Annotated in this window: 17 protein-coding genes and 2 tRNA genes; 11 read left to right on the forward strand and 8 right to left on the reverse strand. The window is 45.2% G+C overall.

What is annotated here, in order from left to right:
- Nucleotides 1–24 precede the first annotated feature (24 nt).
- Nucleotides 25–3,321, reverse strand: a complete 3,297-nt coding sequence (gene mscM, locus L4D19_RS08955; protein WP_428452175.1) for a miniconductance mechanosensitive channel MscM — start codon at nucleotides 3,319–3,321, stop codon at nucleotides 25–27.
- 221 nt (nucleotides 3,322–3,542) lie between these two features.
- On the opposite strand from mscM, the gene L4D19_RS08960 reads away from it, so the two are divergent.
- The 5 genes from L4D19_RS08960 to L4D19_RS08980 all read left to right on the forward strand — a co-directional run bounded on the left by L4D19_RS08960 (nucleotide 3,543) and on the right by L4D19_RS08980 (nucleotide 10,306).
- Nucleotides 3,543–3,630, forward strand: a tRNA-Ser gene (locus tag L4D19_RS08960).
- 24 nt (nucleotides 3,631–3,654) lie between these two features.
- Nucleotides 3,655–3,745, forward strand: a tRNA-Ser gene (locus tag L4D19_RS08965).
- A 1,644-nt stretch (nucleotides 3,746–5,389) separates the two neighbouring features.
- The gene (locus L4D19_RS08970) at nucleotides 5,390–6,355 is read left to right on the forward strand and encodes a hypothetical protein (protein ID WP_428452176.1); all 966 of its coding nucleotides are present in this window, start codon (nucleotides 5,390–5,392) and stop codon (nucleotides 6,353–6,355) included.
- Nucleotides 6,356–6,875: 520 nt separating this feature from the next.
- The gene (locus L4D19_RS08975; protein ID WP_428452177.1) at nucleotides 6,876–7,889 is read left to right on the forward strand and encodes a cytochrome-c peroxidase; all 1,014 of its coding nucleotides are present in this window, start codon (nucleotides 6,876–6,878) and stop codon (nucleotides 7,887–7,889) included.
- Nucleotides 7,886–10,306 carry an ATP-binding protein gene (locus L4D19_RS08980; RefSeq protein ID WP_428452178.1) on the forward strand — a complete coding sequence of 807 codons (2,421 nt, stop codon included), beginning with the start codon at nucleotides 7,886–7,888 and terminating at the stop codon, nucleotides 10,304–10,306. Before L4D19_RS08975 ends, L4D19_RS08980 begins: the two co-directional genes overlap by 4 nt.
- Nucleotides 10,307–10,328: 22 nt before the next feature.
- Here the strand turns inward: L4D19_RS08980 and L4D19_RS08985 are convergent, their stop codons facing one another.
- Entirely contained in the window at nucleotides 10,329–10,778 is a 450-nt protein-coding gene (locus L4D19_RS08985) for a MarR family winged helix-turn-helix transcriptional regulator (protein WP_428452179.1), read from the reverse strand.
- 89 nt (nucleotides 10,779–10,867) lie between these two features.
- On the opposite strand from L4D19_RS08985, the gene L4D19_RS08990 reads away from it, so the two are divergent.
- From L4D19_RS08990 to L4D19_RS09005, 4 genes are all read left to right on the forward strand, one after another.
- Nucleotides 10,868–12,034 carry an Acg family FMN-binding oxidoreductase gene (locus L4D19_RS08990; RefSeq protein ID WP_428452180.1) on the forward strand — a complete coding sequence of 389 codons (1,167 nt, stop codon included), beginning with the start codon at nucleotides 10,868–10,870 and terminating at the stop codon, nucleotides 12,032–12,034.
- Nucleotides 12,035–12,188: 154 nt separating this feature from the next.
- Complete coding sequence (locus L4D19_RS08995) at nucleotides 12,189–12,638, forward strand: hemerythrin domain-containing protein (RefSeq protein WP_428452181.1); 450 nt, start codon at nucleotides 12,189–12,191, stop codon at nucleotides 12,636–12,638.
- 17 nt (nucleotides 12,639–12,655) lie between these two features.
- A complete protein-coding gene (locus L4D19_RS09000; protein ID WP_428452182.1) occupies nucleotides 12,656–12,934 on the forward strand; it encodes a DUF2249 domain-containing protein in 279 nt (92 codons plus the stop codon).
- Complete coding sequence (locus tag L4D19_RS09005; RefSeq protein ID WP_428452183.1) at nucleotides 12,915–14,201, forward strand: hypothetical protein; 1,287 nt, start codon at nucleotides 12,915–12,917, stop codon at nucleotides 14,199–14,201. The genes L4D19_RS09000 and L4D19_RS09005 overlap by 20 nt, the downstream gene beginning before the upstream one ends.
- Nucleotides 14,202–14,205: 4 nt before the next feature.
- On the opposite strand, the gene L4D19_RS09010 is transcribed toward L4D19_RS09005, so the two are convergent.
- Complete coding sequence (locus tag L4D19_RS09010; RefSeq protein ID WP_428452184.1) at nucleotides 14,206–15,351, reverse strand: anaerobic sulfatase maturase; 1,146 nt, start codon at nucleotides 15,349–15,351, stop codon at nucleotides 14,206–14,208.
- A 266-nt stretch (nucleotides 15,352–15,617) separates the two neighbouring features.
- Between L4D19_RS09010 and L4D19_RS09015 the strand changes: the two genes are divergently transcribed.
- Together L4D19_RS09015 and L4D19_RS09020 are read left to right on the forward strand one after the other, a co-directional pair.
- Nucleotides 15,618–17,003: a DUF1254 domain-containing protein gene (locus L4D19_RS09015; RefSeq protein WP_428452185.1), complete on the forward strand. Its 1,386-nt coding sequence runs from the start codon at nucleotides 15,618–15,620 to the stop codon at nucleotides 17,001–17,003.
- Between the two features lie 54 nt (nucleotides 17,004–17,057).
- Entirely contained in the window at nucleotides 17,058–18,227 is a 1,170-nt protein-coding gene (locus L4D19_RS09020; RefSeq protein WP_428452186.1) for an OmpP1/FadL family transporter, read from the forward strand.
- 114 nt (nucleotides 18,228–18,341) lie between these two features.
- Here L4D19_RS09020 and L4D19_RS09025 read toward each other — a convergent pair whose 3' ends face one another.
- The 5 genes from L4D19_RS09025 to L4D19_RS09045 form a co-directional block, all read right to left on the reverse strand.
- Entirely contained in the window at nucleotides 18,342–19,124 is a 783-nt protein-coding gene (locus L4D19_RS09025; protein WP_428452187.1) for a hypothetical protein, read from the reverse strand.
- 481 nt (nucleotides 19,125–19,605) lie between these two features.
- Complete coding sequence (locus tag L4D19_RS09030) at nucleotides 19,606–20,934, reverse strand: heavy metal sensor histidine kinase (protein WP_428452188.1); 1,329 nt, start codon at nucleotides 20,932–20,934, stop codon at nucleotides 19,606–19,608.
- Between the two features lie 9 nt (nucleotides 20,935–20,943).
- A complete protein-coding gene (locus L4D19_RS09035; RefSeq protein WP_428452189.1) occupies nucleotides 20,944–21,624 on the reverse strand; it encodes a heavy metal response regulator transcription factor in 681 nt (226 codons plus the stop codon).
- A 112-nt stretch (nucleotides 21,625–21,736) separates the two neighbouring features.
- A complete protein-coding gene (locus L4D19_RS09040) occupies nucleotides 21,737–22,114 on the reverse strand; it encodes a DUF3316 domain-containing protein (protein WP_428452190.1) in 378 nt (125 codons plus the stop codon).
- Between the two features lie 174 nt (nucleotides 22,115–22,288).
- Nucleotides 22,289–23,836 (reverse strand): sulfatase-like hydrolase/transferase, encoded by a 1,548-nt coding sequence (locus L4D19_RS09045; RefSeq protein ID WP_428452191.1) that lies wholly within the window; start codon nucleotides 23,834–23,836, stop codon nucleotides 22,289–22,291.
- Between the last annotated feature and the right edge of the window lie 12 nt (nucleotides 23,837–23,848).

The following is a 23,848-nucleotide window of genomic DNA, read 5'->3' on the forward strand; positions in this document are numbered from 1 at the left end:
AACGTCTTATCTAATCGAGCGAGCTTAATGGTTGAGTGGGTGGGCCTGCTTCTTCTTGATCGTCACTTCCAGCTGAGGGTGGGCTATGGTGATATTGTGCTGGATAAACTTGGTTTTTATTCGGTTGTGCAGATCATGGGTCAGGCTTAGCCGGTGAGCGGTTTCTGCTGCATAGGCCCGGACTTCGAAGTTTTGGCTGTCAGCGGTCAGGGTCAGGAAAAAGACCTCAGGCGCCGGGTTGTCTAGTACCAAATCACATTCTTCAGCAGCTTCAAACAGCAGTTTGGTGACCAGCTCGCTGTCAGCGAGATATTTGACACTGATAGAAATGGTCACCCGGGTAATGGGATCGGATAGTGACCAGTTAATAAACTGCTCGGTCACAAATGCCTTATTCGGCACAATCACTTCTTTACGGTCCCAGTCAACAATTGTAGTTGCACGGGTTTTGATCACTGCCACAACGCCGGTCAGTTGGCGGATAGTGACGGTATCTCCGATGCGAATTGGCTTTTCGAACAAGATGATCAAGCCGGAGATAAAATTGGCGAAGATTTCCTGCATGCCAAAACCGATTCCGACCCCGAGTGCGGCTACCAGCCATTGCATTTTGGACCAGTCAAAACCTATCAGTCCGGAGCCGATGATGATCCCGAGAAAAATAGCGACATAGCGGGTTAGCGAGGTAATGGCATAACCTGTACCCGGCGAGAGATCTAAATGTTGCAGGATCAGCAGCTCCATCGCGCCCGGCATGTCGCGGGCAATGATGGCGGTGAGCCAGAAGGCCAGAATAGCAAGCAATAGGCTTTTCAGCGAGATAGCACTAAGTTCGTCGATACCGTCAATGGTACTGGTCACGTCCCAAAGCGTTATGTCTTCAAGAAAGGTAATGGCCTGATAAAAATCTGACCATACTACGGCCACGACAGACAGGTAGATTAATAACAGCAATGAACGTAGCAGGCGTAAAGACTGGGCACTGATTTTTTCAAGATCGACCTCGGGCTCCTCGATTTCAATCTGCATTTCGCTGCTGCTGAAGCTGTCATCTTTCTCTTCTTTCATTTCGGCTAATCGTTGAGCCAGAATCTCTTGTCGTTTGGCCTTGGCCCGGTCAAAAGCCAAGCGTCTTTTCTGAATGAGCATCAGGCGTTTGATCAGGTAGTAAACAAGCAGAGTGACCACCCCAAGAACGGCTGATACCTCTAGCTTGGTCATGACGGACTGGGACGAGGTCAGGTAGCCCTTTAATGCCGTGTAGTTGAGAACCTGAGGGATGATGATTAATGCCCACCAAAATAAATTATGGCCGATGTGGGCTTTGCCCTCGGGCACCTCACCATAGGTCATGGGGATTTTTTCGTGATATAGGCGCCAGAGGAAAAAACTGATAGCGATGTTGCTAATAACAAAGGCCAGACGGCCAAGGGTAGCGCTGACATCAATGTCACTGTAGAGGTTGGCAAAATCCTGTATCACCATCATGGGGAAGTAGACCCACAATAGCCGCCGATAGTGGGCAAAGCAGCGATGGACAAGGCCGAGATCCCAGCCAAAGTGGCTGATGAACAGACCATCGCTTCGGACAAGCTCGCGAATAAAGCAGAACACTGCCAGTGCTACCGGGATGGCAAGCGCCTGACCAAGGTGATGGACAAACGGGTACTGCCAGGCTGAGCTGAGCAATACACCGACAAGGCCAATAATAAAGGGAAACGGCCAGGCCAGGATAAAAGACGCACAAACATTCAAGGTACTGAACCGAAATTTATCCAGTGTGACCTTGCCTATCTGCTGGCTGGTGGTGGCAAGATATTTTTTCCAGTGTTTTCGAACCCAGCTGAATAAAATGATGATGATACCAATAAAGCTCATTACAAAAATTAGGGTAGATATATCGACAACTGTGGGAACTTTTAGCAGGTTTATCCATTGAAAAGGAGAGAAGAACCATTTCAACTTTTCCCAGGTGTTGGTGATCAGGTTTACGCTAAGCGGGTTTGCATTCGGTGCCCAGAACAACCGTTTGTTCGCCTGGCTTCTCAAGTCATTGAGATTGGTATTGAGGTTTTCATAGGCGACTTTTAAGGTTGCCTGTTGATAGATAAGGGTATCGGATCTGTCGAGCAACCTGTCTATCAGGGTGAGATTGGTCTCTATCAGTTCCTGTTCCTTTTTTTGCTGCTCAGGCGTTAGCTCTTTGGTACGAGGCCGCAGGGCGAGTTCTTTAAGAGAGTCATACTGTTGCTGGTACTCATATTTCTTAATTTGGTTCTGAGCGATGTCCTTATCAAGCGCTTCAATAGGGGGATTAGACGGCAGCCGGTTAAGCCGGGTCCGGAGGTTTTCGCTAAAGGCAGGACTCAGTTTTAGCCATTCGGCCATTGTCTCTAGGTCATCGGCAGTACTGTTCACTGTTTCGGTTTGCTCGGTGGCAGCCTGTTGTTGTTGTTGTACTTGCTCGGTTTTTTCAGAGATTGTGGCAAGGGCGCGGGTATAGCGTTTGTTTTCTTGTAATAGACGTTTTAGGGCCTTGGGTTGGTCGTCAAGCTCCTCAGGCAGCCCTTCATTACTCTGGGAGGGTTCGGCGGCATTGGTTCGCATGACACGACTAAGCCTGCGTTGCAGGTTGTTGCGATAGGCCTGACGAGCCTCGATTTCGAGGTTATTGAGCTGGATGCGCTGTTTGGCTAATGTCCGCCGGTTCCCTGCACTGAGTTGTTTGGCCTCAAGGGCGTAAAGCTGACTGACATAATACTGATGGGCGATTTCCAACAGTAATAGGGCGTCCTCACTCTCTGTCTGCTGCTGTTCGTGTTTAAGCTGGCTTTCTGCTTTCTTGATTGTGGCGCGTAGTTGTTCTGATAAATAGGCAAACTCATCAATACCTTGCTCGACAGCTTGCAGTTCGTTTTTATTATTACTTCGACTTTGTTCAAGCTGCTCTAGCCTTTTGTCCTGCTCGCTAATCTCCTGGGTCAGCTTTTCTTCTTCCCAGTTGCTGAAATCCGGAAATTCGGTAGTAGAAAAAGCCGATATCTGTTCGGTAAGTGCCTGTGTTTGTTCGCTAAAGTTGGTGACCAACTCACGGTATCTTTGGGTTTGGTTATGAAACTCAATGGTTTTTTCAAGCTGGTTTTTTGCTTCGGTCAAGGTATCAAGTGTCTTGATGATCTCCGGTGTTTGATTTTGTTGGTGAAGTGCTTCTATTTTCTGGTCGAGTAGCTTCTGGCGTGTCTCATTCTCTTCCTGGGCAGCGAAGGTCCAACCCGAGTTGATACTGAATAGGAAGAGTAGGAGTGAAAGCCATATTCTCATTACTGGTTCCTGTCGCTGGTGAGAAACTGCATCGTGCTTATCTTAAAAAGTGCGATTCTTTGAAGTGTAGCAGCGAATAAAAACAATCGATTGGGCTAAGAATGGAACGAATTGATCTATTCATCGGCAGTCGTGAATAATTTCACTAAAAGCGCTTGACCCTAAGGCCCTAAGCCATTACATTAGCCGCCGTTGAGACGCGCAGCGTCGAACAACAATGTGGTGAGGTGTCCGAGTGGCTGAAGGAGCACGCCTGGAAAGTGTGTATACGGCAACGTATCGAGGGTTCGAATCCCTCCCTCACCGCCATCATCTTTTAAGGTGATACAATTCGGAGAGATGGCTGAGTGGTTGAAAGCACCGGTCTTGAAAACCGGCATACGTTTGTAGCGTATCTAGGGTTCAAATCCCTATCTCTCCGCCACATTTAAAGAAGGGCGCTGAACTATCAGCGCCCTTTTTGCTATTTCGGAAGTAGTGAACCGGGGGTTCTAATCCGCAATACCCTCGAAGCACTCCGCCACATTCTAAGCCCCAGCAGAAATGCTGGGGCTTTTTCGTTGGATATTGCTGTATTGGATAGGGATTTGAAAATCCCCCTATACCCAAAGCGCTCCGCCATATTTTAAAGAATCGCTGAACTATCAGCGGTTTTTTTCACCAAAATTTCGTGATTTGAGATAGGGTGCAGAACCCTAGAGAAGGGTTCACCTGAGCGAAGCGAAAGCACTTTGCCCGCGCCGTAGGCATGAAGAGGCAATAGCCCGAAGGGCGCGAGCTTGCGAGCAGTAAATCCCTATCTCTCCGCCACATTCTAAAGGCTTGCAGAAATGCGAGCCTTTTTTCGTTTTTTATCGTTTATGAAATTTGAGTGTGAGGCTGCCCTGGTAATAGCCTGTACGACAGTATATGTTTCCACTGAAATTACGAAATGTAGTTTTATCATTTATATATAAATAATAACTATGAATAGCAAAATATCTTGGTAATATTGATTGTTATAATAGACATTATTATTAATGCGCATTTTAAAAATAGCACTTTATATATTAATCATAATAGAATTGTTACTATATTATAAATGTGAGCTAATTGTTTAATAGCTGTTGTTTTCTATCCTTTGTCAATGGTTTGTTATACCTATAATTCGTAGTGGGGGACGTATATACAATTATATTATTGTGTGTATGCTCTATCATTTCTACTTTATAGTAGGTTTTATCTGTTCTAGTACTGAAGTATCCTCATTCCTATATAAATAAGCTCACAACTATAAATAAAAAGGTTAAACTTTAAGGGTAGAATATAAACACTTATCGGTAGGAAATAAGATTGTAGTTGTTTTTGCCGCTGTTGCTGCAATTATTATGGCATTTGGTGTGTTTTTGATGAGCGCGCTTAAAATGGTTCATGCGGGAACCGTTAACTATACGGATTCGACATTATCCCGATTAGAATAAGCTTGGCGGAAAACCGCCAAAAAACGTGTCACTAAAAAGTGAAACGGTATGGTAACCCGCTGCGATCCCGTCATACTTTTGCTGCACAAGAGATGCACGTGAGCTGCGGGCAAGAGATGTCTCTCTTGACTCTCTACCATGCAAACAATTCTGGTTTGCAACTTTTATATGACGTTTTCGTTAGTGTTAAGCTTTTTCTAACTGACTTGGCTTTGAGTTGAAGGAATGTTCCAGAAAAATCATTGTCACATCACATTTTTAGTCCTTTCGGAGTATCTATTTTTTGTTAATTTAATAAAATCAGATAGTTACAATAAATAACACGTAATACTAAAATTTTATAGTCAGTGGTATAAAAAATGAAAAAAACAATTCTTGCTGTCTCGATGACAGCATTAACTCTTGGAGGCTGTGCAAGTGGCCCTGATTTCAAACCTGTTGACACCGTATTAGTTGTTAATTCGGAGTGTCTTTTGAGTACGCTGTAGAAGGTAACAAACACACACTGAATGGCAATACGTATTTTAAGCCTTTGCTCTACTAAACCCGACATAATTCTTTAACTCACATTGAACCACATTCATTTTATTACATTTGGGGATTTACTCATGCGTATTCACTGGCAGCAAGCCACCTTGGCTGCAATTATTTCTACTGCGTTATTGAGCGGGTGCTCGGTAAGACACGATAGAGAAGCAATGGTGGATAACACCGAACAAGCTTCAGAAGTCAATATCTATCAGCATGATAACTACGAGCAATACAGTCAAGCAATGCAAATTATGTATGTATATACGGAGCGCGAGCCGACACGCTTAGGCAATGCCGATGTATTGGCGAAAAACTACTACGATACACTGGCGAATAAAAACACCATTAGCACGACCGCGACTGCGGTGATGTTGATTGGGAACTTAGCATCAAGCCTCGATATTACTACGTTCTTTTTTGGCACCCAAACGAGTGACAAACTGCCGTATTTCTACAAATATCAGCACAATATTGCCATTGAGCCAATTGAAGATGATGTCACTTATGACTCAATCTACCGTGAAGATTTAGATCGCTTGAAGCAGCTCATGAGTCAGAAATTCCCGAACGCTGAAATCTTTGTGTTTGAGCAAGACTTTCTCAATGTACGCAACACAAGCGTCAGTGCTATGGATATCACCAAACCAGAGTGCGCAGAATTTAGAAAGTCAGATGAGTTCTCGCCAGATACCGTATTTGTCGATGAAGAATTCGATCATTGCTTTCTATCGACTCGCCGCCCTAATCGATTCAAGAAAATCGTTGAGGGGGAAATCGATTTCATTGAGGGCATACCGAAAGCAAACCGCTATCTAGTGTATTCCGTCTCCGATGAAATGATGTCTACATATGAAGATCAAAGCCATTTCTACCGTTACGTTCCTTATGTTGGTTGGATGGATTTTAAAGATCAACAAATGTACGAGTCAAATCCTGATAAACTCCACGAGGACATAGAAGCAATGAAAACATCGCCTTATCCGTACCTCTACCGTTACTCTGACAACAAAGTATTACTGTTCAAAACAGATACGACAGCATAAAACGTAGGGTAACGCACCCTAACAGGAATCAAAATTCCAGAAATCAAAAAGATATACATAAACCAGTTTTGTCCAAAAGTGTGTCAGGTGCTCAGTCCGAGGGTCAAAGTTAGTAAGTTCAGTAACTAATTTACTAACATAACAATCGTATGTATCTTGATGTTAAACGGTGAAGTGAGGTTTAATCTGTACAAGACAAACGATTAAAATGACTTCCGGGAAAGCCTGTAAGTTTTTGTAAAATAATAGTTTAATTCTTAAAGCTTTGGGGTTCAAATCCCTATTTCTCCGCTACACTCTAAAGCCCCAGTAGGAATGCTGGGGCTTTTTCATTTTGTCCAGATACGGCTTAATGTTCTGATTCAGATGAAACAGGTTGTCTGAATTGCCGGGCACAATGACCTGGCCTTGAACTTGGCTGCTTAGTTGTTCTTTGGTCTTATTATGGATGTTGCATAATTTGCAATATGCAACACATAACCCATACTTAATTCATGGTTAGGTACAAAATGGATTTTGTATGCATATAGCGCTTGTTGGGTGGGGATGTTCTATTGTTTTGCTTGCATCACTCGGTGCGTATTTTCATTTATCTTTAACGCCAGATAATGAGCGACCAGAACATACTGAGTTGTCTCACCACATTATCCATGATTATGTCTCGCCTGTAGAGAAACCTATTCTTATTGAGTCGGAAAAGATAAAGCTGGGCTTTGAATTGTTTATCGATACCAATTTGTCATCGAACGGGAAAGTCAGTTGTGAGTCATGCCATCATCTAAATGGTAATGGTGCTGAGGATACCCGGGTTTCTGTTGGGGTTGCGGGGACGGGAAGTAGAAACTCACAAACGGTCTTTAATGTTAGCTTGAATTCACGTTTTTTTTGGGACGGAAGAGCTGCCAGTTTAGAGCACCAGATCGACGGTCCTATTCATAGTCCCTTGGAAATGAATTCGAACTGGAATGACGTGGTGAGTTATGTGAAAAACTCTCCGACTTATGCTGAAGCATTTTATGCCTCATACAACGGTGTGGTTTCAGAGCAAAATATAAAAAATGCCCTGGTAACCTTTATGGAGGTGCTATTAACGCCAGATGCCCCGTTCGATCAATACCTGAAAGGTGATCATGATGCCATCAGCCAGACAGCTCAGTTAGGTTGGGAGAAATTTCAAAAACTGGGCTGTGTTATTTGCCATCAGGGGCAGAATCTTGGTGGTAATCTATTTCAAAAGCTGGGGAATGTTCAGGATGATAGGCTTATTTTAGAAGAACAAGATCTCGGCCGTTATAACGTTACCGGCAATGAGAGTGACAAGCTGGTGTTTCGCGTATCGAGCTTGAGAAATGTGGCAAGAACTCCCCCTTATTTTCATGATGGGCGAGCTGAAACGTTGGAAGAGGCGATTGTTATCATGGCGAAGCTTCAGTTAGGGCAGGAGCTTGATGCTGCCTCTATCATTGAAATCAGCGCGTTTCTTTCATCGCTAACTGCTCCCAATCCACTTATTTTGGAGGAGTTAACAAAATGAATCTTCAATACACGCCGAAGCGGGAACTCTGTATTATCGGGCTTATTACCCTGATTGGCGCCCATCTGATTTTCAGTATTTATTGCAGTTATACTAAATCGTATTACCAGAAAGGTTATATTGGTATCTCACAACGAGTTACTCACGCGACTGAGCAAATCTACAATTTCGAATATTCTGAAACTAAGTCTTACGATACGCTTGCCAGCGTGCTGGTTGATATCGAGCTTGATGCTGAGTTTCTTTATAACAAATTACATCAAGCACAGTATGTCCCATTTCAAATTTATTCTGTTATTAGCGCGGATACTCTGGATCAGGCTAATCATATTAACTCTGAGCTTCAAGAGTTTACCCGTGCGATAAACTCAATTTTAAGTGCCAAAGTGTCGTATGAGTATGCACTAAAGACGATTACCAATACTCAATACCTTTTGCTAGATAAATATAAGACCTCAACGGATCAGTTAGCAGTTATGCAGTCAATTTATCAGGCCGAGTCAAAAGTTGAGATCTCTGATACCTTGGCTGGGGATCAAATGTTCAAGAATTTAATTAGCTATGTTTCTCTTCGCGACCGGGTTGGAGCAGATATTCAGGATGAAAAAGTAAAGCTTGCTGAAGCACATATTCAAGCTAACCTTGATAGATTTAATAATTATTGGATAGATCAATCATCAAAAAGCAAAATAGAAGCGACGATATCGGCGTTATGCCTGTTATTGGCCTTAGGTAGTTATTTCTTTTGGCGACAGTGGAATAACTATCGGCAGACTACGGTTTATCAAGACGAGTTGTTAGATATCGAGCATGAACGAGCCAAGTTGAGTCTGGCACTGGAGTACGCCCAGGACACCATTATTATCACCGATAAAGAGGGGTTGACGACTTGGGTGAATAAAGGCTTTGAAGCGTTGACGGGTTATTCTTTCGATGAAGCCCTGGGGATAAAACCGGGTGATCTTTTACAGGGAAAGGACACAGATCAAAAAGAGAAACAACGTATTTCAGAAAGCTTGCAACAAAGCCATAGCATTCAAACTGAGTTGCTCAATTACCACAAAGATGGCACGCCTTATTGGATTGATATGATTATTACTCCAATTTTCGATGCGCAGGGGAACACGGTCAATTTTATAGCGGTCGAGCGAGATGTTACCAAGCGGAGAGAGCTGGAGCAAAATTTGGCTCTCAGTGTCGAGCAGGCCGAGTCGTCCAATAAAGCCAAATCGACGTTTCTTGCTACCATGAGTCATGAATTGCGAACACCATTAAATGGCATTATGGGCATGGCACAAATCCTTGAAAGCTCAACGGAAGATGAAACACAGAAAGAGCAGTTGGGTATTTTGCTAGAGTCTGGTGATCACCTGCTTTCCTTGCTTAATGATATTCTTGATTTCTCGAAGATAGAGCAGAATAAGCTGGAGCTTGAAGCAATTCCCTTCCAGTTCGACGACATTATTTCTCCCGTCCTCTCAACGTATAAAGCCTTGTGCGCTGATAAGGGGGTCGATCTTATTATTAAAAATAGTATTCCTAAAGATCGGGGCTTCCGGGGGGATAAGGCCCGTATCCGCCAAGTGATTTTTAATCTGCTGAGCAACGCCGTTAAGTTTACCCCGCAGGGACGTATATCTCTGAGCTTCGCCGAGCATGTCAGCAATTGCTTCCCTGAAACAGCACTGAATGTATCTGGACAGAGTCGCTCAACGATTTCAATTGTGATTAAAGACTCGGGAGTGGGGATTTCACAAGAGCGATTGCAACATATCTTCGATCCGTTTGTTCAGGCGGAATCATCGACAACAAGGGAGTTTGGCGGAACAGGGTTGGGGTTGGCGATAGTCAAACAGTTGGTATTGCTTATGGACGGCAGAATCTCTGTTCAGAGTGAGGCCGGAGTCGGTACTACCTTCTTCATTGATATTGAGTTGGAAGTAACGACGCAGAGAGCGCAACCAGAACAGACGAAACTATCATTGAGTCGCCAAGCGATCAGCCAGGCGCTTTCCATACTTATTGTGGAAGACAATCCTATTAATGCTGTGGTGACAAAGACATTCTGTCAGAAACAGGGGCACAAAGTATCATTGGCAGAAAACGGGCTTGTTGCCATTGAGTTCCTCAAGAATAAACGCTTTGATTTGATCATTATGGATAACCATATGCCAGAGATGGATGGCATTACCGCGACGAAAGTGATCCGCCAAGAGCTGAAATTGGACACGGTCATCTTTGGCTGTACTGCCGATGTGTTTAAAGAGGCTCGTGACAATTTCATTAGTGCTGGCGCAAATCATGTACTGACCAAGCCTCTGCAGAAAGAGAGTTTTATCGATGCCCTGCAGCAGTACCAGACCCAATTGATCAGCAGTGAGGCGCCTTCTATAGCCTTAGGCAATGAGTCGTGTTAAGTCTGAATGGCTATGGCGAAGCTTATCTGTTGTTATCAAACCAAGTTTGAAGTTGTTGAGCATGCTTCCGCATATTTTCCAGCTCATCTGCCTCCCAGTCTGAGAAGCAGTCAGATATGTCATTCATGACGATTGATTGCGCCAGCGAAAGCTTTTCCTGTCCAGTTGTGTTGATTTTTAGCCACTTTTTCCTCGCATCTTGTAGGTCTTTTCTAATCTCAATCAAACCCATCTCAGTGAGTTTGTTAACAATTTTGGTGATCCCTGGCTGGTTCATTTGCATTGAATTGGCTAGCTGGCTAACAGTGAACTCCTGCTCTGGATCATTGGAGAAATGGTTTAACAAAGAGAATTGAGAATAGCTGAGATTGAGGGGGCGCAGAGCCTTGGTAACTTTTGCTGTACTTAGCTGATTTATTATTTCCAATGATTTCATTAGGTTAAATGCTAGCTCATTTTTATTTTCGATCATTGCTGTAAAACACCTTGATTTGCATTCCTTGGAATGTATATTTATTCCATGGAATGAATATTAACAAAGTATCGGAATAGGTGATAGCCATGGACAGACGTAATTTCATAAAAGTAATCGGCACAGGGGCAGTGATCGCAGCGGCAGTTCCTGTTGTGGGGGCACTTACAGGGAGCAATGAGACTAGAGCAGGCCTACCAGCGCAACAAATACGACCATCGCATCAATATGATGATATTCGGAAAACCTTAATCAGCTACGGCATGCTTTGCGCTAATCCCCATAACAAACAGCCGTGGAAAGTTGCCTTTTCTGGTCAAGATACAATCTTGCTCTATGTTGATGAAGAAAGGCTATTACCTGAAACCGATCCGTTTCATCGCCAGATCCATATCGGGCAAGGCACCTTCATTGAAACTTTGGTGATTGCAGCGACACATTTCGGTATTCATGCTGAAGTTGATTACTTCCCTCAGGGTGAATATGACAATAAGACACTCGAATTCAAGCCTGTAGCTAAAATCACCCTGATTAAAATGGAGCCTATGCGCCCTGATCCCCTGTTTGTATATTTGCCGGTACGTCAAAGCGTGAAGCAATCTTATACCTCGTCCACATTAGCTAGCGGTGAGATTACATTATTGGAGCACGTTGCTATTGAGGCCGGCTTTCCTCTTCGGGTACTGAGTCGGAAGCAGGAAACGACAGAATTGGGAGCGATGCTGACTGAGGCAATGTCGATTGAGGAGCAGGACACTCAACGTAATCTAGAGACCATGGAGATGTTCAGATTTAACGACAAAGAAATGGCTAAATACAGAGATGGCTTTGGTTTGGCTCAAAACGGTGTTACGGGGATAAAGAAGGTTATTGCCGAGAACTTTTTTGTAACCAGAGAGCAAGCCTACAAAGATCCTGCTTCATTTGGTAAAGAGGGAGTGAAACTTGTCGAGAAAGTCACCGCAAGCACGCAGCATTATGGTTTGCTATCAAGTCGTGACAATAGCCGCAAGACCCAGGTTGAAATTGGCAGGCTCTACACCCGTTTAAATTTAGCCGCGACATCTATCGGAGTCGCAATGCATCCGCTGAGCCAGATACTGGAAGAGTATGATGACATGTCGTCCTTGCAGCAAAGTTTCAAGACACGTTTTGATATCCCGGAACAAGATACCGTGCAAATGCTATTTCGCTTAGGCAAAGCCTCGGCAACACCTTTGTCACCGCGAAGAGAGGTCGGGGATATTATTGTTTGATGGGTTAAACGGCCCTTAACCAATACTGATATCGATCAAGATATAGCTTCTATTTTAAAAGGTGACTTTTTAATGCATCTTTTATGGTGTAGGATTACTCGTACGATAAAACACTACTTTTTGTAGTTCTATACCACTAGTACGCGAGGCGCATATGGCTAACATCAATACTTATATGACTCAACATCACAGAAGCTGTGACCACCTGTTGGTTGAGGCAGAAGGCCCGCTAGCCGAAGGCAACTGGACGGCATTTAGCCAGGCGTGGAGTCAGTTTGAAGCCGAAACCTTGCACCATTTCGATCTTGAAGAAGATATCCTCTTTCCTGCATTTGAAGCCCAAACAGGCATGACGTCGGGACCGACCATGGTGATGCGTCAGGAACATGCCCAGGTTCGCTCTCTGTTTGAGCAGATGCAGCAAGCCATTAGCGAGCAGGCCACCGAGCGTGCTATGGGGATTGTGGAAAGTACCATGCTACTTATCCAGCAGCATAATATGAAAGAAGAGCAAATCCTTTACCCGATGTCGGATGCCCATTTGGCCAACGGTGAGGAAATTGTTGCCCAAATGGACGCCAAGCCTAACAACTCCGCATCCTAATGACGGAGGCAGATTCTATGGATCCTATTATCACTCTGGATGTCAGTGAGCTTGAGCCGCCTCAGCCGATGCATAAGATCTGCCAGACTCTTACCACCTTGCAGCGAGGCCAGTTGCTGCATGTCAGGCACCGACGCGAACCCGTTCCGCTGTTTGCCATTCTTGCCCAGCAGCAATTTGATTATCGTCATACCGAAGAAGAGGCGGGTAAGCACCATATCTGGATTTGGCGTCAGGGTGATGAGCAAGCTTATAACTGCTTGATGAGAAAGAGCGATGAGACTGACCGGGCTTAACTTCGATGATATTCCGCAGCTGGACGTACCGCTGCGCTTCTACCTGACAGCACCGTTTTTTGCTGTGATTGCCTCACTGATGCTGATTTGGCAAGGTGATGCTATCTGGCTGGGTCGTTGGCTTCCCGCTTCTCTGGCGATCACTCACCTTGTAGCGATAGGTATGATGGCAATGATCATGATTGGGTCGTTGTTTCAAATCATGCCGGTATTATGTGGCGCTCCGATCACTATCCCACCTATACCTCTACTCCTGATGCAGGCAAGCTTAATTCTCGGCACGTTAGCGTTAAGTGCCGGTTTTTTCGGTTTGCCAACGTTTAGCGCTAGCTTTGTCTTATTGGGCCTGAGCTTGGGCTATTTCGTGATTTCGCTGCTGGGTGTACTGCTGCGAAAAGCTGGCGGGCAACAGACCAGGGTTCCGATAATGCTTGCCGGGTTGGCACTTGCCGTTGTTGTGCTGGCCGGATTATTGCTGCTGGCGGGTTACCTGTGGGGCTATTTCCCGTTTGCCGGTAAAAACTTGACCAACTTTCATGCCAGCACGGGCATTTTCGGCTGGGTCTTATTATTGATTATGGCGGTCAGCTTTCAGGTGATCCCGATGTTCCATGTTACGCCTGAGTTTCTAAGGTATTGGCGTATCGCGTTGCCTGGCTTGCTGGTTGTCGGTCTGGTTTCCCTCGCAGTGGCGAGTGTATTTCAGCTCAGCCTCTATTACAGCACTGCCTTGATAGCGGCCGTCGGGGTTTTGTATGCAGCTATCGGATTACATCGACTCCGCCAGCGAAAGCGCAAACTTCCGGATACCGTCGTCAGCTATTGGCAATGGTCGTATTCATGCCTGATTTGTGGATGCGTGCTGATGATTGCCATGCCCTTGATCCCAGTTCAGCTGCAGGGCAGGGCAGAGGTCTTTGTTGCGCTTATTATCGGCATGGGCTTTGTGCTTGGGGTGATCCAGGGCATGCTGCTCAAAATTGTCCCGTTCTTGATTACTCTGCACCTTCAGCCTATTGCGATGGCGAACCCTAGTGCCATGATGCTGCTACCCGATCATTACAGCCTGATTAGCCGTCAGCAAATGAAGGTTCAGCTCCGCTTATACCTGCTTGGCATGGTGAGTGTGCTTGTGTCGCTGCTCTATCCGCCAGTTACGGCAAGTATTGGCCTGATGATGCTGCTTAACTGGCTGTGGATTGGTTATAACATTGCTTCTGCCAGTATCACCTACCGTAATGTGCGCCAGGAGATGATGGCGAGTTAGCGAGTTAAACCAGTTGATAGTGGGCTGGCGAGTGGCCCTGACGCATGGCATCAGTCATTTTTAACATCCTCGGCAGGGCATAGCGAAAGAACATCTCATAGCCTTCGCAAAGCACATTGATAGGTTCCCCTTCTGCTGTTTTGGTGACGCGGTTTTTTGGACAGCCACCCGAGCAAAGGGGGAGGAAATCGCATGACTGGCATTGCTGGCTTAAAGTATCGAGTTTATCTTGGCCAAATTTACGTTGCTGTTTCGAGCCAACAAGGGTTTTGAGCCTGATACGGCAGGCATTTCCCAATTTGTAATCATCATAGCCGAAGTGATCGCAGCTATAGATATCTCCATTGGCCTCTGCCATTAACTGTTGGCCGCAAGTAGGACTGTGGTGGCACATTTGGCTAGGATATCCCATTAAAATCATCAAACAGTTCTCAAAAAATTGAATATATACACTGCCGATATCTTCTCTGCACCATTCATCGAATACTTCGCAAAGGAATTGTCCCCACTGCTTGCCTGTGAGGCTCCAGTCATAGCCGGATCGTCGGTCAAGATCATGATCGATGCAAGGCTGAAACTGTAGGTAGCTGCTGCCATTTTCCCGTAGAAATTCATAGATAGCTTTTCCACGCCTGTAGGTTCTGTTGTTGATTACAGTGAGGGTGTTGAACTCTACCTGTTGGTCGTTGAGGTGTTGCAGGCCGCGCATAGTTCGCTCAAAAGAGGACTTACCTTGTTTGTCGATTCGGGCAATGTCGTTTTGCAGGCTAGGGCCGTCGATACTGATACCGACCATAAACTTGTGTTGCTTGAAAAACGTAGCCCAGCGCTGATTAATGAGAGTGCCATTGGTCTGGATGGTATTTCTAATATGATGCTGGTGTCGATGCTTTTGTTGTAATTCGACAGCTTTCTGGTAAAACGGCAGGCCACGTAACATTGGTTCGCCACCGTGCCAAATAAAATCAACCTGAGCGTTTTTTTTCGGTTGTGCTTGTATATGGCTTTTCACTATATATTCTAATGTCTGCTCAGACATACTGGAATGTTGTTTATGCTCCCGTTGCAGGTAGTAACAATAAGAACAGTCCAAATTACATTTTGCGCCCTCAGCTTTAATAAACAGGCTGTATGGAATAGATTCTGACATAATTTTATTATCTGGTTGTTGGTGTTTTTTTGGAAGCTAGCAATTGGGGGAGGTAATAACAAGCTCAAGACTTCCTGAATTTTATTTGATAGTTTGATTTTTTTGAGGGTTGATTTTTAAGGTGTTGTTTTTAATGTTGTTTATTTTTGTTTGGCATGAACTTTGATTCAATTTGAAATATTAATAACGGTTATTAAAACGAAATGTTTGGGTGTTTGATAATCTGGCTTAAAGAAAATTAGTTATTCCATTAACAAGGCCTGATTATGAAAAGAAAATTAATTTCTACTGCTGTTATTGTAATAGCAAGTGCAACGCTGGGCCCAGCGATAGCCAGTACTTCAATTCATCCGGAAGAAGAACTGGCTTATAACCTTGGTATGCAGGCGCTTATATATGGTACTGGCCCTCTAACTGTCGCTCAGGTAAGGCAAACATCGACGTCGGTAGATGAACCGATGAATAACGCCATGGCGCCGATTAATGAAATGGGCAAAACTCGGATATTGTCTGGTCCTCAGCATAAAATTGTGCCAACGGTGAACAACGATACCCTGTATTCTCAATCGCATATTGATCTTAACTTGTCCGGCCCTATGGTTATTGAGATCCCTCGAACCAATGATCGTTACTATATCGTCCAGTTACTTGATGCGTATTCAGACTCAATTGACGACTTGATAAAACAAAATGCCGGTAACCAGGGCAGTAAGATCTTGCTGGTGAACAAAGGTTGGCAGGGAGAAGTTCCTGCCGGCATTGATGGAGTGATTGAGTCGCGTACGCCCAAAGTGTGGTATATCCAGCGTACTGGTGTTGCCGGTAAAAAAGATTTGCCAGCAGCTCTGAAAGTGCATGATGGCTTTATCAATTATCCGCTGTCTGAATATGGCAAGCCGCATGGCGTGGTAGATCTCGCCCTGGCAAAGGGTGGGATTCCGCCAATGGCAAGGCCGGAAGGACTGGAGTGGTTTAGCCTGATTGATAAAGAAATCCGTGAAAACCCATTACCGGAGGAAGCGGCTATTGTTGAGCAGTTTAGGTACATCAATATCGGCACTGAAAAGCCGTTTAATCCAGACGAGCTGACAGAGGCACAGAAAAAAGGCTTACTTCGTGCTGTCGAAGCTTCCCAGCAGGTTATTCAATATGCTAGCCGTAGTGTAGGTACCCAGAACAACGGTTGGTCGATGATGTTTGAAGGAGGGCGTTACGGCAATGATTTCCTCAGTCGTGCCAGCATTAACCTACGTGCTGCTGGTCTGAACGTGCCAGAGCGGGCGTTGTATCCGAATCGTTATTCCGACTCCGAAGGCCACCAACTGTCGGGAGACTATAGCTATCGTATGACCATGCCTGCCGATGCACCGGCCGAGGCATTTTGGTCGCTGACTATGTATGACGCGAAAGATCTGTTCATGGTGCCAAATGAAATTGATCGCTATTCGATTTCAACCAACCGTAATGATGAGCTGACTTATAACAACGATGGCACCTTATCTATCTGTATTCAGCATGAGCGACCGATAGATCCTTCTTGCAATTGGTTACCGGCTCCCGAAGATGATTTTTATCTACATATGCGTTTATATGAGCCGACTCAGGCAGTGCTCGATAATGAGTATCCGCTTCCGCAGGTGATCAGGCAGTAAATTATCGTTAAAGGGAGGAAGGCGTATGCCTCCTTCTTTTTGGGCAGGTAAAATATGAAACATAATATTAAGCTAACTTTGCTAAGTACCTTGGTGCTGGGCAGTTATGGCGTGCAGGCGGCAGGTACGTTAGTATCGGAAATGAGTAAAATGAATGTCAGTACTGCCGGAGCTGGTGGGGCTGCCGTCGCTGAAAATGCTTCTGTGGCTTATTCGAACCCCGCCGGTATGAGCTATCTTGATAAGCGCTCTTTATCGGTGAATGCTGCTGGCATGTATATGGATATCCGTTATCACGATGCTCGCACTGATGACTTAAGCAGTGGGAATGCGGGTGGCTTTCAACCATATGGTTCACTGTACTGGGTTGAGCCAGTATCAGAAAATATCCATCTAGGATTGAGCCTGGTGGCGACGGGAGGAAGTGCACTCGATTATGGGACTAGTTACGCCGGTCAGCTGGAACTGAATGACTTACGACTGAGTGTGATGCAACTGAATCCGGCGGTTTCCTATCAGATCAATGACTCGTTTTCGATTGGTGCTGGCGTTCAGTTCGACTATGCGTCCTTTGAGCAAACGTTAGTCCGTGAAAATGTTGAGCTGGAGACTGATTCAGCAGCATTTGGCTACAATTTGGGGGTGATATATCAGATTAATGATAATCATCGGTTAGGTCTGAGCTACCGTTCCCAAATGAAGCATGATTTGACAGGGAATGTAGATACTTCCGTTGGCTACAATGGGGATATTGGGCTGAATATTGTCAACCCGGCCCAGCTGGAAATATCGGGGCTGCATCAGCTTAACGAGCCACTGAGTGTTGTCTGGAGTGTCGGGTTTGAAGAATGGAGTGAAAATGACTCGTCCCGGATTGATATCAATGACAATGAGATAGGTCAGATTCAGCGAGGCTTTGACGATCTCTGGATTGCAGCGTTAGGTGCACGCTACCAAGTGACACCAACATGGCGCTTAGAAGCTGGGGTTGGTTATGCGAGCTCCCCCTTGGACGATCCGCAGCGGCAATCTGCCGATCTACCAGTTGATGAGCAGTATCGTTATGGTTTAGGCGCCACCTATGACTGGAGTAAGCGGGTGTCTGTGAATGGTTATTACAGTTACGTGGATTATGGAACACCGGAAATTGACGGTAAGTTTATGACTGGACAGTTTGATAATAGCAATCAGTTTTTTGGGGTTACGGTGAATGTGTCATTTTAACCACTGACGGTATTTATTTCCTAACAGATAAATGGTTTATTTGGATAGTTTGAAAACCTGCATTGAATAATGCAGGTTTTTATTTAGCTGAATATGGCTAATCCAAAGTTGGATTTAGAATTGGTAGTTAAATTCAACACGATGATCACCATCAGAAAAATCAGTATTCTCACTCCAGTTTGCGAAGTATCGGACGTTGAAGCGAGGGTTGATTTGATATGAAGCCGCAAACTCATGGGTTAATACATTATCATTATCTTCAAAGGCATACTCTTTATAAGTATCTGAACCTGAGAGTGTCTTTTTCCACATAGGGTTGTAGTTCAGCCATACCTTGTCGGTAAGAGATAGTTTTGTGTAAGTACCGGCAACGATGAAAGTACCGGGAACTGAGTAACCGCTGATAGTTTCACCGTCATCACCGACGACGTTGTTGCCAAAAGAAGCTCCAATTCCTGCTAGAGGAAAGAAGTTAAACGGTCCAATTTGGGGAAGGGCCTGTATAAAGCTGTAGGATGCCGTGCCCATTTCATTGTTGAGATCATAGTTGATATCAATTTGCTTTGCCTGGCCGTCTTTTATGTTGGCCTGGAAGTTACGAATGCGAACCAGGCTTGGACTATCATTGTTATTTTCCCGTGAGCTACCATTCCAGCCGAGCGACTCCCCGCCGATGCCTTTGAGCTCAAAAACATTCATTCCTGCCGTGTTTTCTATACCGGTATCATATGACCGGCCAACCTTTATGTTCAGGCCCTTGTCGGTGTAACCCAAGCCAGCCTGGGTATAGACGGCGAGTGGATCAGACATATCCTTTACGTCATCATCGGCAAAGGAAGTCGATGTGAATAAAAGAACTAATGGCAGGGGAATTAAAGTTACAGCTGTCGTTTTCATTGATTAAACCTGAATGTGTTATATTTTCTGGAATATTTATGGATATTGAGTGATATATTTGAGTCTTACTGTATATTTATTTGACCTATTAAAGGTAAATATCAATTATCTGATTTTTTAATAATCGTCATGTATAAGGTTGTTAATAGTCGCTGGGTAAATCTGTTTGTTTCTTGAGTTGATCGTTTTAAATGGTCTTGTGGTTGGTTTTATGATTTGCCAGTACAACTGGCTTTGTAATTTTGGCTGTTTTTTAATACACCTAAAGGTATTTATGATTTATTCAATTAGTAGCTCTGCTAATATAATGCCTCTCATTGTTATATTGAGTTTGAGCTATGATACTGAACTGGTTATGACAGGAAAAAGTCTTAGTAATGACATTGTTGTCATTTTAATGAACAATAAGCTTGCCAACTAAAATGAACGAATATACTTCTAACAGAGTATATTCGTTCAAAGCTTCGTATTGTTATGCGGCTTAACTTGGCAGTGTCAGGGTGAAGCAGGTAATACCATCTTCCGAGCTGACAGAAATATCGCCGTGATGGAGACGGGCTATTGAGCGAGAAATGGCCAGTCCAAGCCCGGCTCCGGCAGTTGCTCGGTGAGTGCGGGATTTATCGACACGGTAGAAACGCTCAAATAAATACGGCAGGTAGTTTTTATCAATTGTATCGCCTTTGTTGATGACAGAAACCGCGGTAGACGCTTCATCAGTGCTAATTTGTACTTTGATTGTTTCGTTGTCATAACTGTGACGGACCGCGTTTGAGATCAGGTTGCCGATCGCCCGTTTCAGCATTTCCTTGTCACCACGTATGATTGCGTGGCCGGACAGAACAATTGACAGCGCTTTTTCATCCCCGGCCAGTTCGTAATAGTCCACAACACTTTCGAGCAAATCATATAGCTCAATGTCGTTAGTTGATGTCTCCAGCAGGTTATGTTCAGATTTTGCCAGATAAAGCATATCGGTTATGTTTTTCGCCAAACGGTTAAGCTCTTCTGTCGTTGAAATCAAATTCTCCTGATACTCTTCTACTGTACGGGGGTGAGCCAGTGTCACCTGGGTCTGAGTCATCATGTTGCTGATTGGTGTACGCAGTTCATGGGCGATATCGGATGAAAATTCCGACAGACGGTCGAAGTCGCTCTCGAGACGGGAAAGCATGTCATTAAAACCTATGACCAGATTTTGCAGTTCGGCAGGAAACTGGCTTGGTTCCAGCCGTTGATTTAGCTGTTCAGTCGAGGTTTGCTCCATGTGGTGTTTTAGCTTCTTCAACGGCCATAAGCCATGCCTTACAATTACCCAGCCCAAGAATCCACTGATCATGCTGGCCAGCAGGGTGCTCCAGATTAGTACGGTGCTGAACCCATCTAAAAAGCGCAGTTGATGGTCAATGTTAACACCCAATACTAATTTGGTTTGGGGGTCATCACTTACATCAAAACGAAAGGCGCGGTAGTGGTTCTGGTCAGATTGCCACTCAAAACTGCTGGGTCTGCGTTGATGGATAAAAATATCGGGTAATGCCAGCTGCTGGGGTTGATAAATAACCTCTCCCTCTTTGATCACCCATAATTTTGTCTCCCCAAGCTCGAAGAGCGTTCCGTAACGGGTGATGAAGTCGCCCTGGAGCTGAAGAGTATTGATAGTGTGGAATTTTTGCTCAATCTGGTATTTGTCCTGTTTGAGAAAATGATGCTCGAGCGAGTAGAGTGTGGCTGCACTGAGGGCAAACAGAACGAGAATGGAAGCGGAAAAAAACGAGATTATTAATCGTGATGAAATCGACTTAAACATCATGCCAACCTAGATTTGTTCATCGAGCATATATCCCATTCCACGAATGGTATGAATAAGTTTGGGTTCATAACCTTTGTCAACCTTTCCCCTTAGCCTCTTAATGGCCACATCTATTACGTTGGTATCGCTGTCGAAATTCATATCCCAGATAATAGATGCAATCTCAGAACGGGAGAGAACTTCGCCTTGCCTGCGCATCAGAAGTTCCAGCAGAGAAAATTCCTTGGCGGTAAGGGTAATCGTCTCTCCTTCGCGTGTGGCCCGTCGTTTGAGCAGGTCCAGGTGAAGGTTAGCTACATCCATTGCCAGCTTCTGCCCCGGTACGGCTTTCTTTCTGCGTAGGGTGTTTCTGATCCGAGCAACCAGTTCAACAAACGCAAAGGGCTTCACAATGTAGTCATCAGCCCCCAGTTCCAGGCCTTTGACTCGATCTTCTACCTGATCTCTTGCAGTCAGCATAATGATTGGCGTTTCAATTTGGCTGGCCCGAAGTGTCGTGAGTACCTGCCAACCATTAAGTTGGGGCAGCATTACGTCAAGAATGATCAGGTCATAATTACTGCTGGTTGCCTGATACAAGCCATCAACACCGTCACAGGAAAGGTCGACCACATAGCCAGCTTCCGTTAACCCTTTTCTCAGGTATTCACCGGTTTTGGGTTCATCTTCAATCAGTAATAACTTCATTGCTTTGCCTAACCATCTTGATTGTTTTTTTATGATAATGCTCTTAGCTTAGATCTGACCCAGGGAGCAAAGAGTGCTCCCTGTCATGATAAAGTGTTTCATGCCTGACGGCTTAGTTATTATCGTAACGCAGGTGCTGGTACTGGACATTAACAAGTGCACGATATTCAATATTTCCATCGGTGTTCATGCTTTCTTCAACAGTCACATAGCTGTTGTCCTTTAGCTGCAGGCTCGCCAGCTCTTTAGGTCGAAAGGTACTTACATTAAGGACACTGCGCAGTTCTGACGGTTGGCTGTGTTTTAGTTCATCCAGCATCTTTTTGCCTGTCGCATAGGCATCCTCTTTGTTGTTGCTCTCCTGTGACACTAAGGTACGAGAGTTGGTCTCAACACTGTACTTACTGCCAGGAACCAAAGAAGAAGCCGTAACCGGAAGGCTGAGTACAACTAACGATGCCGCAACTAGGAGTGATTTGACTGTTTTCATGGGGGATTCCTCACATTGTTTTACTCTATGTGGGCTATATTACCGAGTCGACCATGACCAGAACTGGACTCGAAAATGACATTTTTGTCATGTTGTCGGTTGGGCTATAAATGAGTGTTTTAAAAAACAGGTGCAACTAGGGCTGCACCTGTTTTCTAGTATCTTATCAACACGTTATTTGGCAACAACCGACTTATCGGCCATACCGATCCCCCCCAGGCTCTGTCGCGGCGGGAACTCTTTCAGTGACTGCTGATGCTGCATAATGTGTTTTTGCAGCGTAGGCACTACCCAAGTCTTTTCCTTCATCCACAGAAACCAGCCGCGAGTGCTGATGGAGCGCTCGTACGGATCTGCTTTGATATTCATCAAAATACCCAGCGGCCATTTTTCTACTGGTGCCATCCATTCGGTTTTAGTCTTCATATGTACTTTCCATTCATCGACCCGTATGGCGTTAAGGCTGTCTTCGTTGTAGTAGAAGAAATCACGACGGTTACTTGGGGCCCCCTTGGTCAGCATATCTAGCTGGTTATAACCATCCAGATGGACCTTGTACTTTGTGCCATTGAGCTTCTTGCCTTGCAGCAGCTGCTCTTTGATGTTGGGCTCACCTGCAGCAGCCATCAAGGTAGGTACCCAGTCTTCTGAGGTCATAAAGCCATCGGTATACTCGCCTTGCGGGATGTGTGCCGGCCAGCTGACCAGCATAGGCACTCGGAACCCGCCATCATAGGTGGTTCCTTTCTGGCCCCGGAAAGAGGCGGCTCCGGCATCCGGCCAGTGGTCCAGGTTTACCCCGTTATCGGCAGTGAACAGGATGATGGTATTGTCCATTTCGCCGGTTGCTTCCAGTTTGTCCAATAGCTTACCAATCTGATCATCGACCTCTTTAAGCGCATCGTAGTAGAACGTCGTTTGGCTGGCGCCCAGGTAGGCATCCTGAACATGGGTTTGCTGGTGCATTCGTGCCGGGTTGTACCACATAAAGAATGGTTTATCTGGCGCTGCTTGCTGTTGCTTGTCAATCCAGTCGATAGCGAATTCATTGAATTCTGTATCGATGGTTTTCATTCGCTCAGAGCCCAAAGGCCCTCTGTCGCTGATTTTCTGCTTGCCAACGGCACCAAAGCGAGGGTCTTCGGTATCATCATATTTATCTGTGGCGACGGCGTGAAGTACGTTGCGTGGGAGGCCAATGAAGTCAGGATCTTGCGGGTACTCCGGCTGCTCAGGCATCTCCATCACGTTTAAGTGGTAGAGAAAACCTATGAACTCATCAAAGCCGTTAACCGTCGGCAACATGCTGTTGCGATCGCCAAGGTGGCTCTTGCCGACATGAACTGTGTCGTAGCCTTTGGCTTTTAGCATGGTCGCCAACGTCGGGTCTTCTTGTTGCAGGCCGCGAATAGAGCCCGGTTGCCCTACAGAAGTTAAACCGGTACGGATTGGGTACTGGCCGGTAATGAATGCGGAACGGCCCGCTGTAGAACTGCCCTGCGCGTAGTAGTCCGAAACCATCATGCCGCGTTCAGCGATGCGGTCGATGTTAGGTGTTTCGACCGCTCCGAGACCTCTGTGATAGGCCGAGATATCCATGGTGGTTACGTCGTCGAGCATAATTGCAACGATATTTGGCTGGGCCGGAGCTGCCACCACGTTGAATGAGGCTGCCGATGAAATGGCAAGTGCCAATAATGATTTGGTTATTTTGGAGGTCATAAGTTTTCCTTA

Origin of the sequence: Photobacterium kasasachensis (assembly GCF_050336885.1) — a bacterium.
Taxonomy (GTDB): domain Bacteria; phylum Pseudomonadota; class Gammaproteobacteria; order Enterobacterales; family Vibrionaceae; genus Photobacterium; species Photobacterium kasasachensis.

Excerpts from the sequence above, each read along its gene's own strand:
- mscM (WP_428452175.1), bottom strand. The coding sequence starts at position 3,321 with ATGAGAATATGGCTTTCACTCCTACTCTTCCTATTCAGTATCAACTCG.
- L4D19_RS08970 (WP_428452176.1), top strand. The coding sequence starts at position 5,390 with ATGCGTATTCACTGGCAGCAAGCCACCTTGGCTGCAATTATTTCTACT.
- L4D19_RS08975 (WP_428452177.1), top strand. The coding sequence starts at position 6,876 with ATGCATATAGCGCTTGTTGGGTGGGGATGTTCTATTGTTTTGCTTGCA.
- L4D19_RS08980 (WP_428452178.1), top strand. The coding sequence starts at position 7,886 with ATGAATCTTCAATACACGCCGAAGCGGGAACTCTGTATTATCGGGCTT.
- L4D19_RS08985 (WP_428452179.1), bottom strand. The coding sequence starts at position 10,778 with ATGATCGAAAATAAAAATGAGCTAGCATTTAACCTAATGAAATCATTG.
- L4D19_RS08990 (WP_428452180.1), top strand. The coding sequence starts at position 10,868 with ATGGACAGACGTAATTTCATAAAAGTAATCGGCACAGGGGCAGTGATC.
- L4D19_RS08995 (WP_428452181.1), top strand. The coding sequence starts at position 12,189 with ATGGCTAACATCAATACTTATATGACTCAACATCACAGAAGCTGTGAC.
- L4D19_RS09000 (WP_428452182.1), top strand. The coding sequence starts at position 12,656 with ATGGATCCTATTATCACTCTGGATGTCAGTGAGCTTGAGCCGCCTCAG.
- L4D19_RS09005 (WP_428452183.1), top strand. The coding sequence starts at position 12,915 with ATGAGACTGACCGGGCTTAACTTCGATGATATTCCGCAGCTGGACGTA.
- L4D19_RS09010 (WP_428452184.1), bottom strand. The coding sequence starts at position 15,351 with ATGTCAGAATCTATTCCATACAGCCTGTTTATTAAAGCTGAGGGCGCA.
- L4D19_RS09015 (WP_428452185.1), top strand. The coding sequence starts at position 15,618 with ATGAAAAGAAAATTAATTTCTACTGCTGTTATTGTAATAGCAAGTGCA.
- L4D19_RS09020 (WP_428452186.1), top strand. The coding sequence starts at position 17,058 with ATGAAACATAATATTAAGCTAACTTTGCTAAGTACCTTGGTGCTGGGC.
- L4D19_RS09025 (WP_428452187.1), bottom strand. The coding sequence starts at position 19,124 with ATGAAAACGACAGCTGTAACTTTAATTCCCCTGCCATTAGTTCTTTTA.
- L4D19_RS09030 (WP_428452188.1), bottom strand. The coding sequence starts at position 20,934 with ATGTTTAAGTCGATTTCATCACGATTAATAATCTCGTTTTTTTCCGCT.
- L4D19_RS09035 (WP_428452189.1), bottom strand. The coding sequence starts at position 21,624 with ATGAAGTTATTACTGATTGAAGATGAACCCAAAACCGGTGAATACCTG.
- L4D19_RS09040 (WP_428452190.1), bottom strand. The coding sequence starts at position 22,114 with ATGAAAACAGTCAAATCACTCCTAGTTGCGGCATCGTTAGTTGTACTC.
- L4D19_RS09045 (WP_428452191.1), bottom strand. The coding sequence starts at position 23,836 with ATGACCTCCAAAATAACCAAATCATTATTGGCACTTGCCATTTCATCG.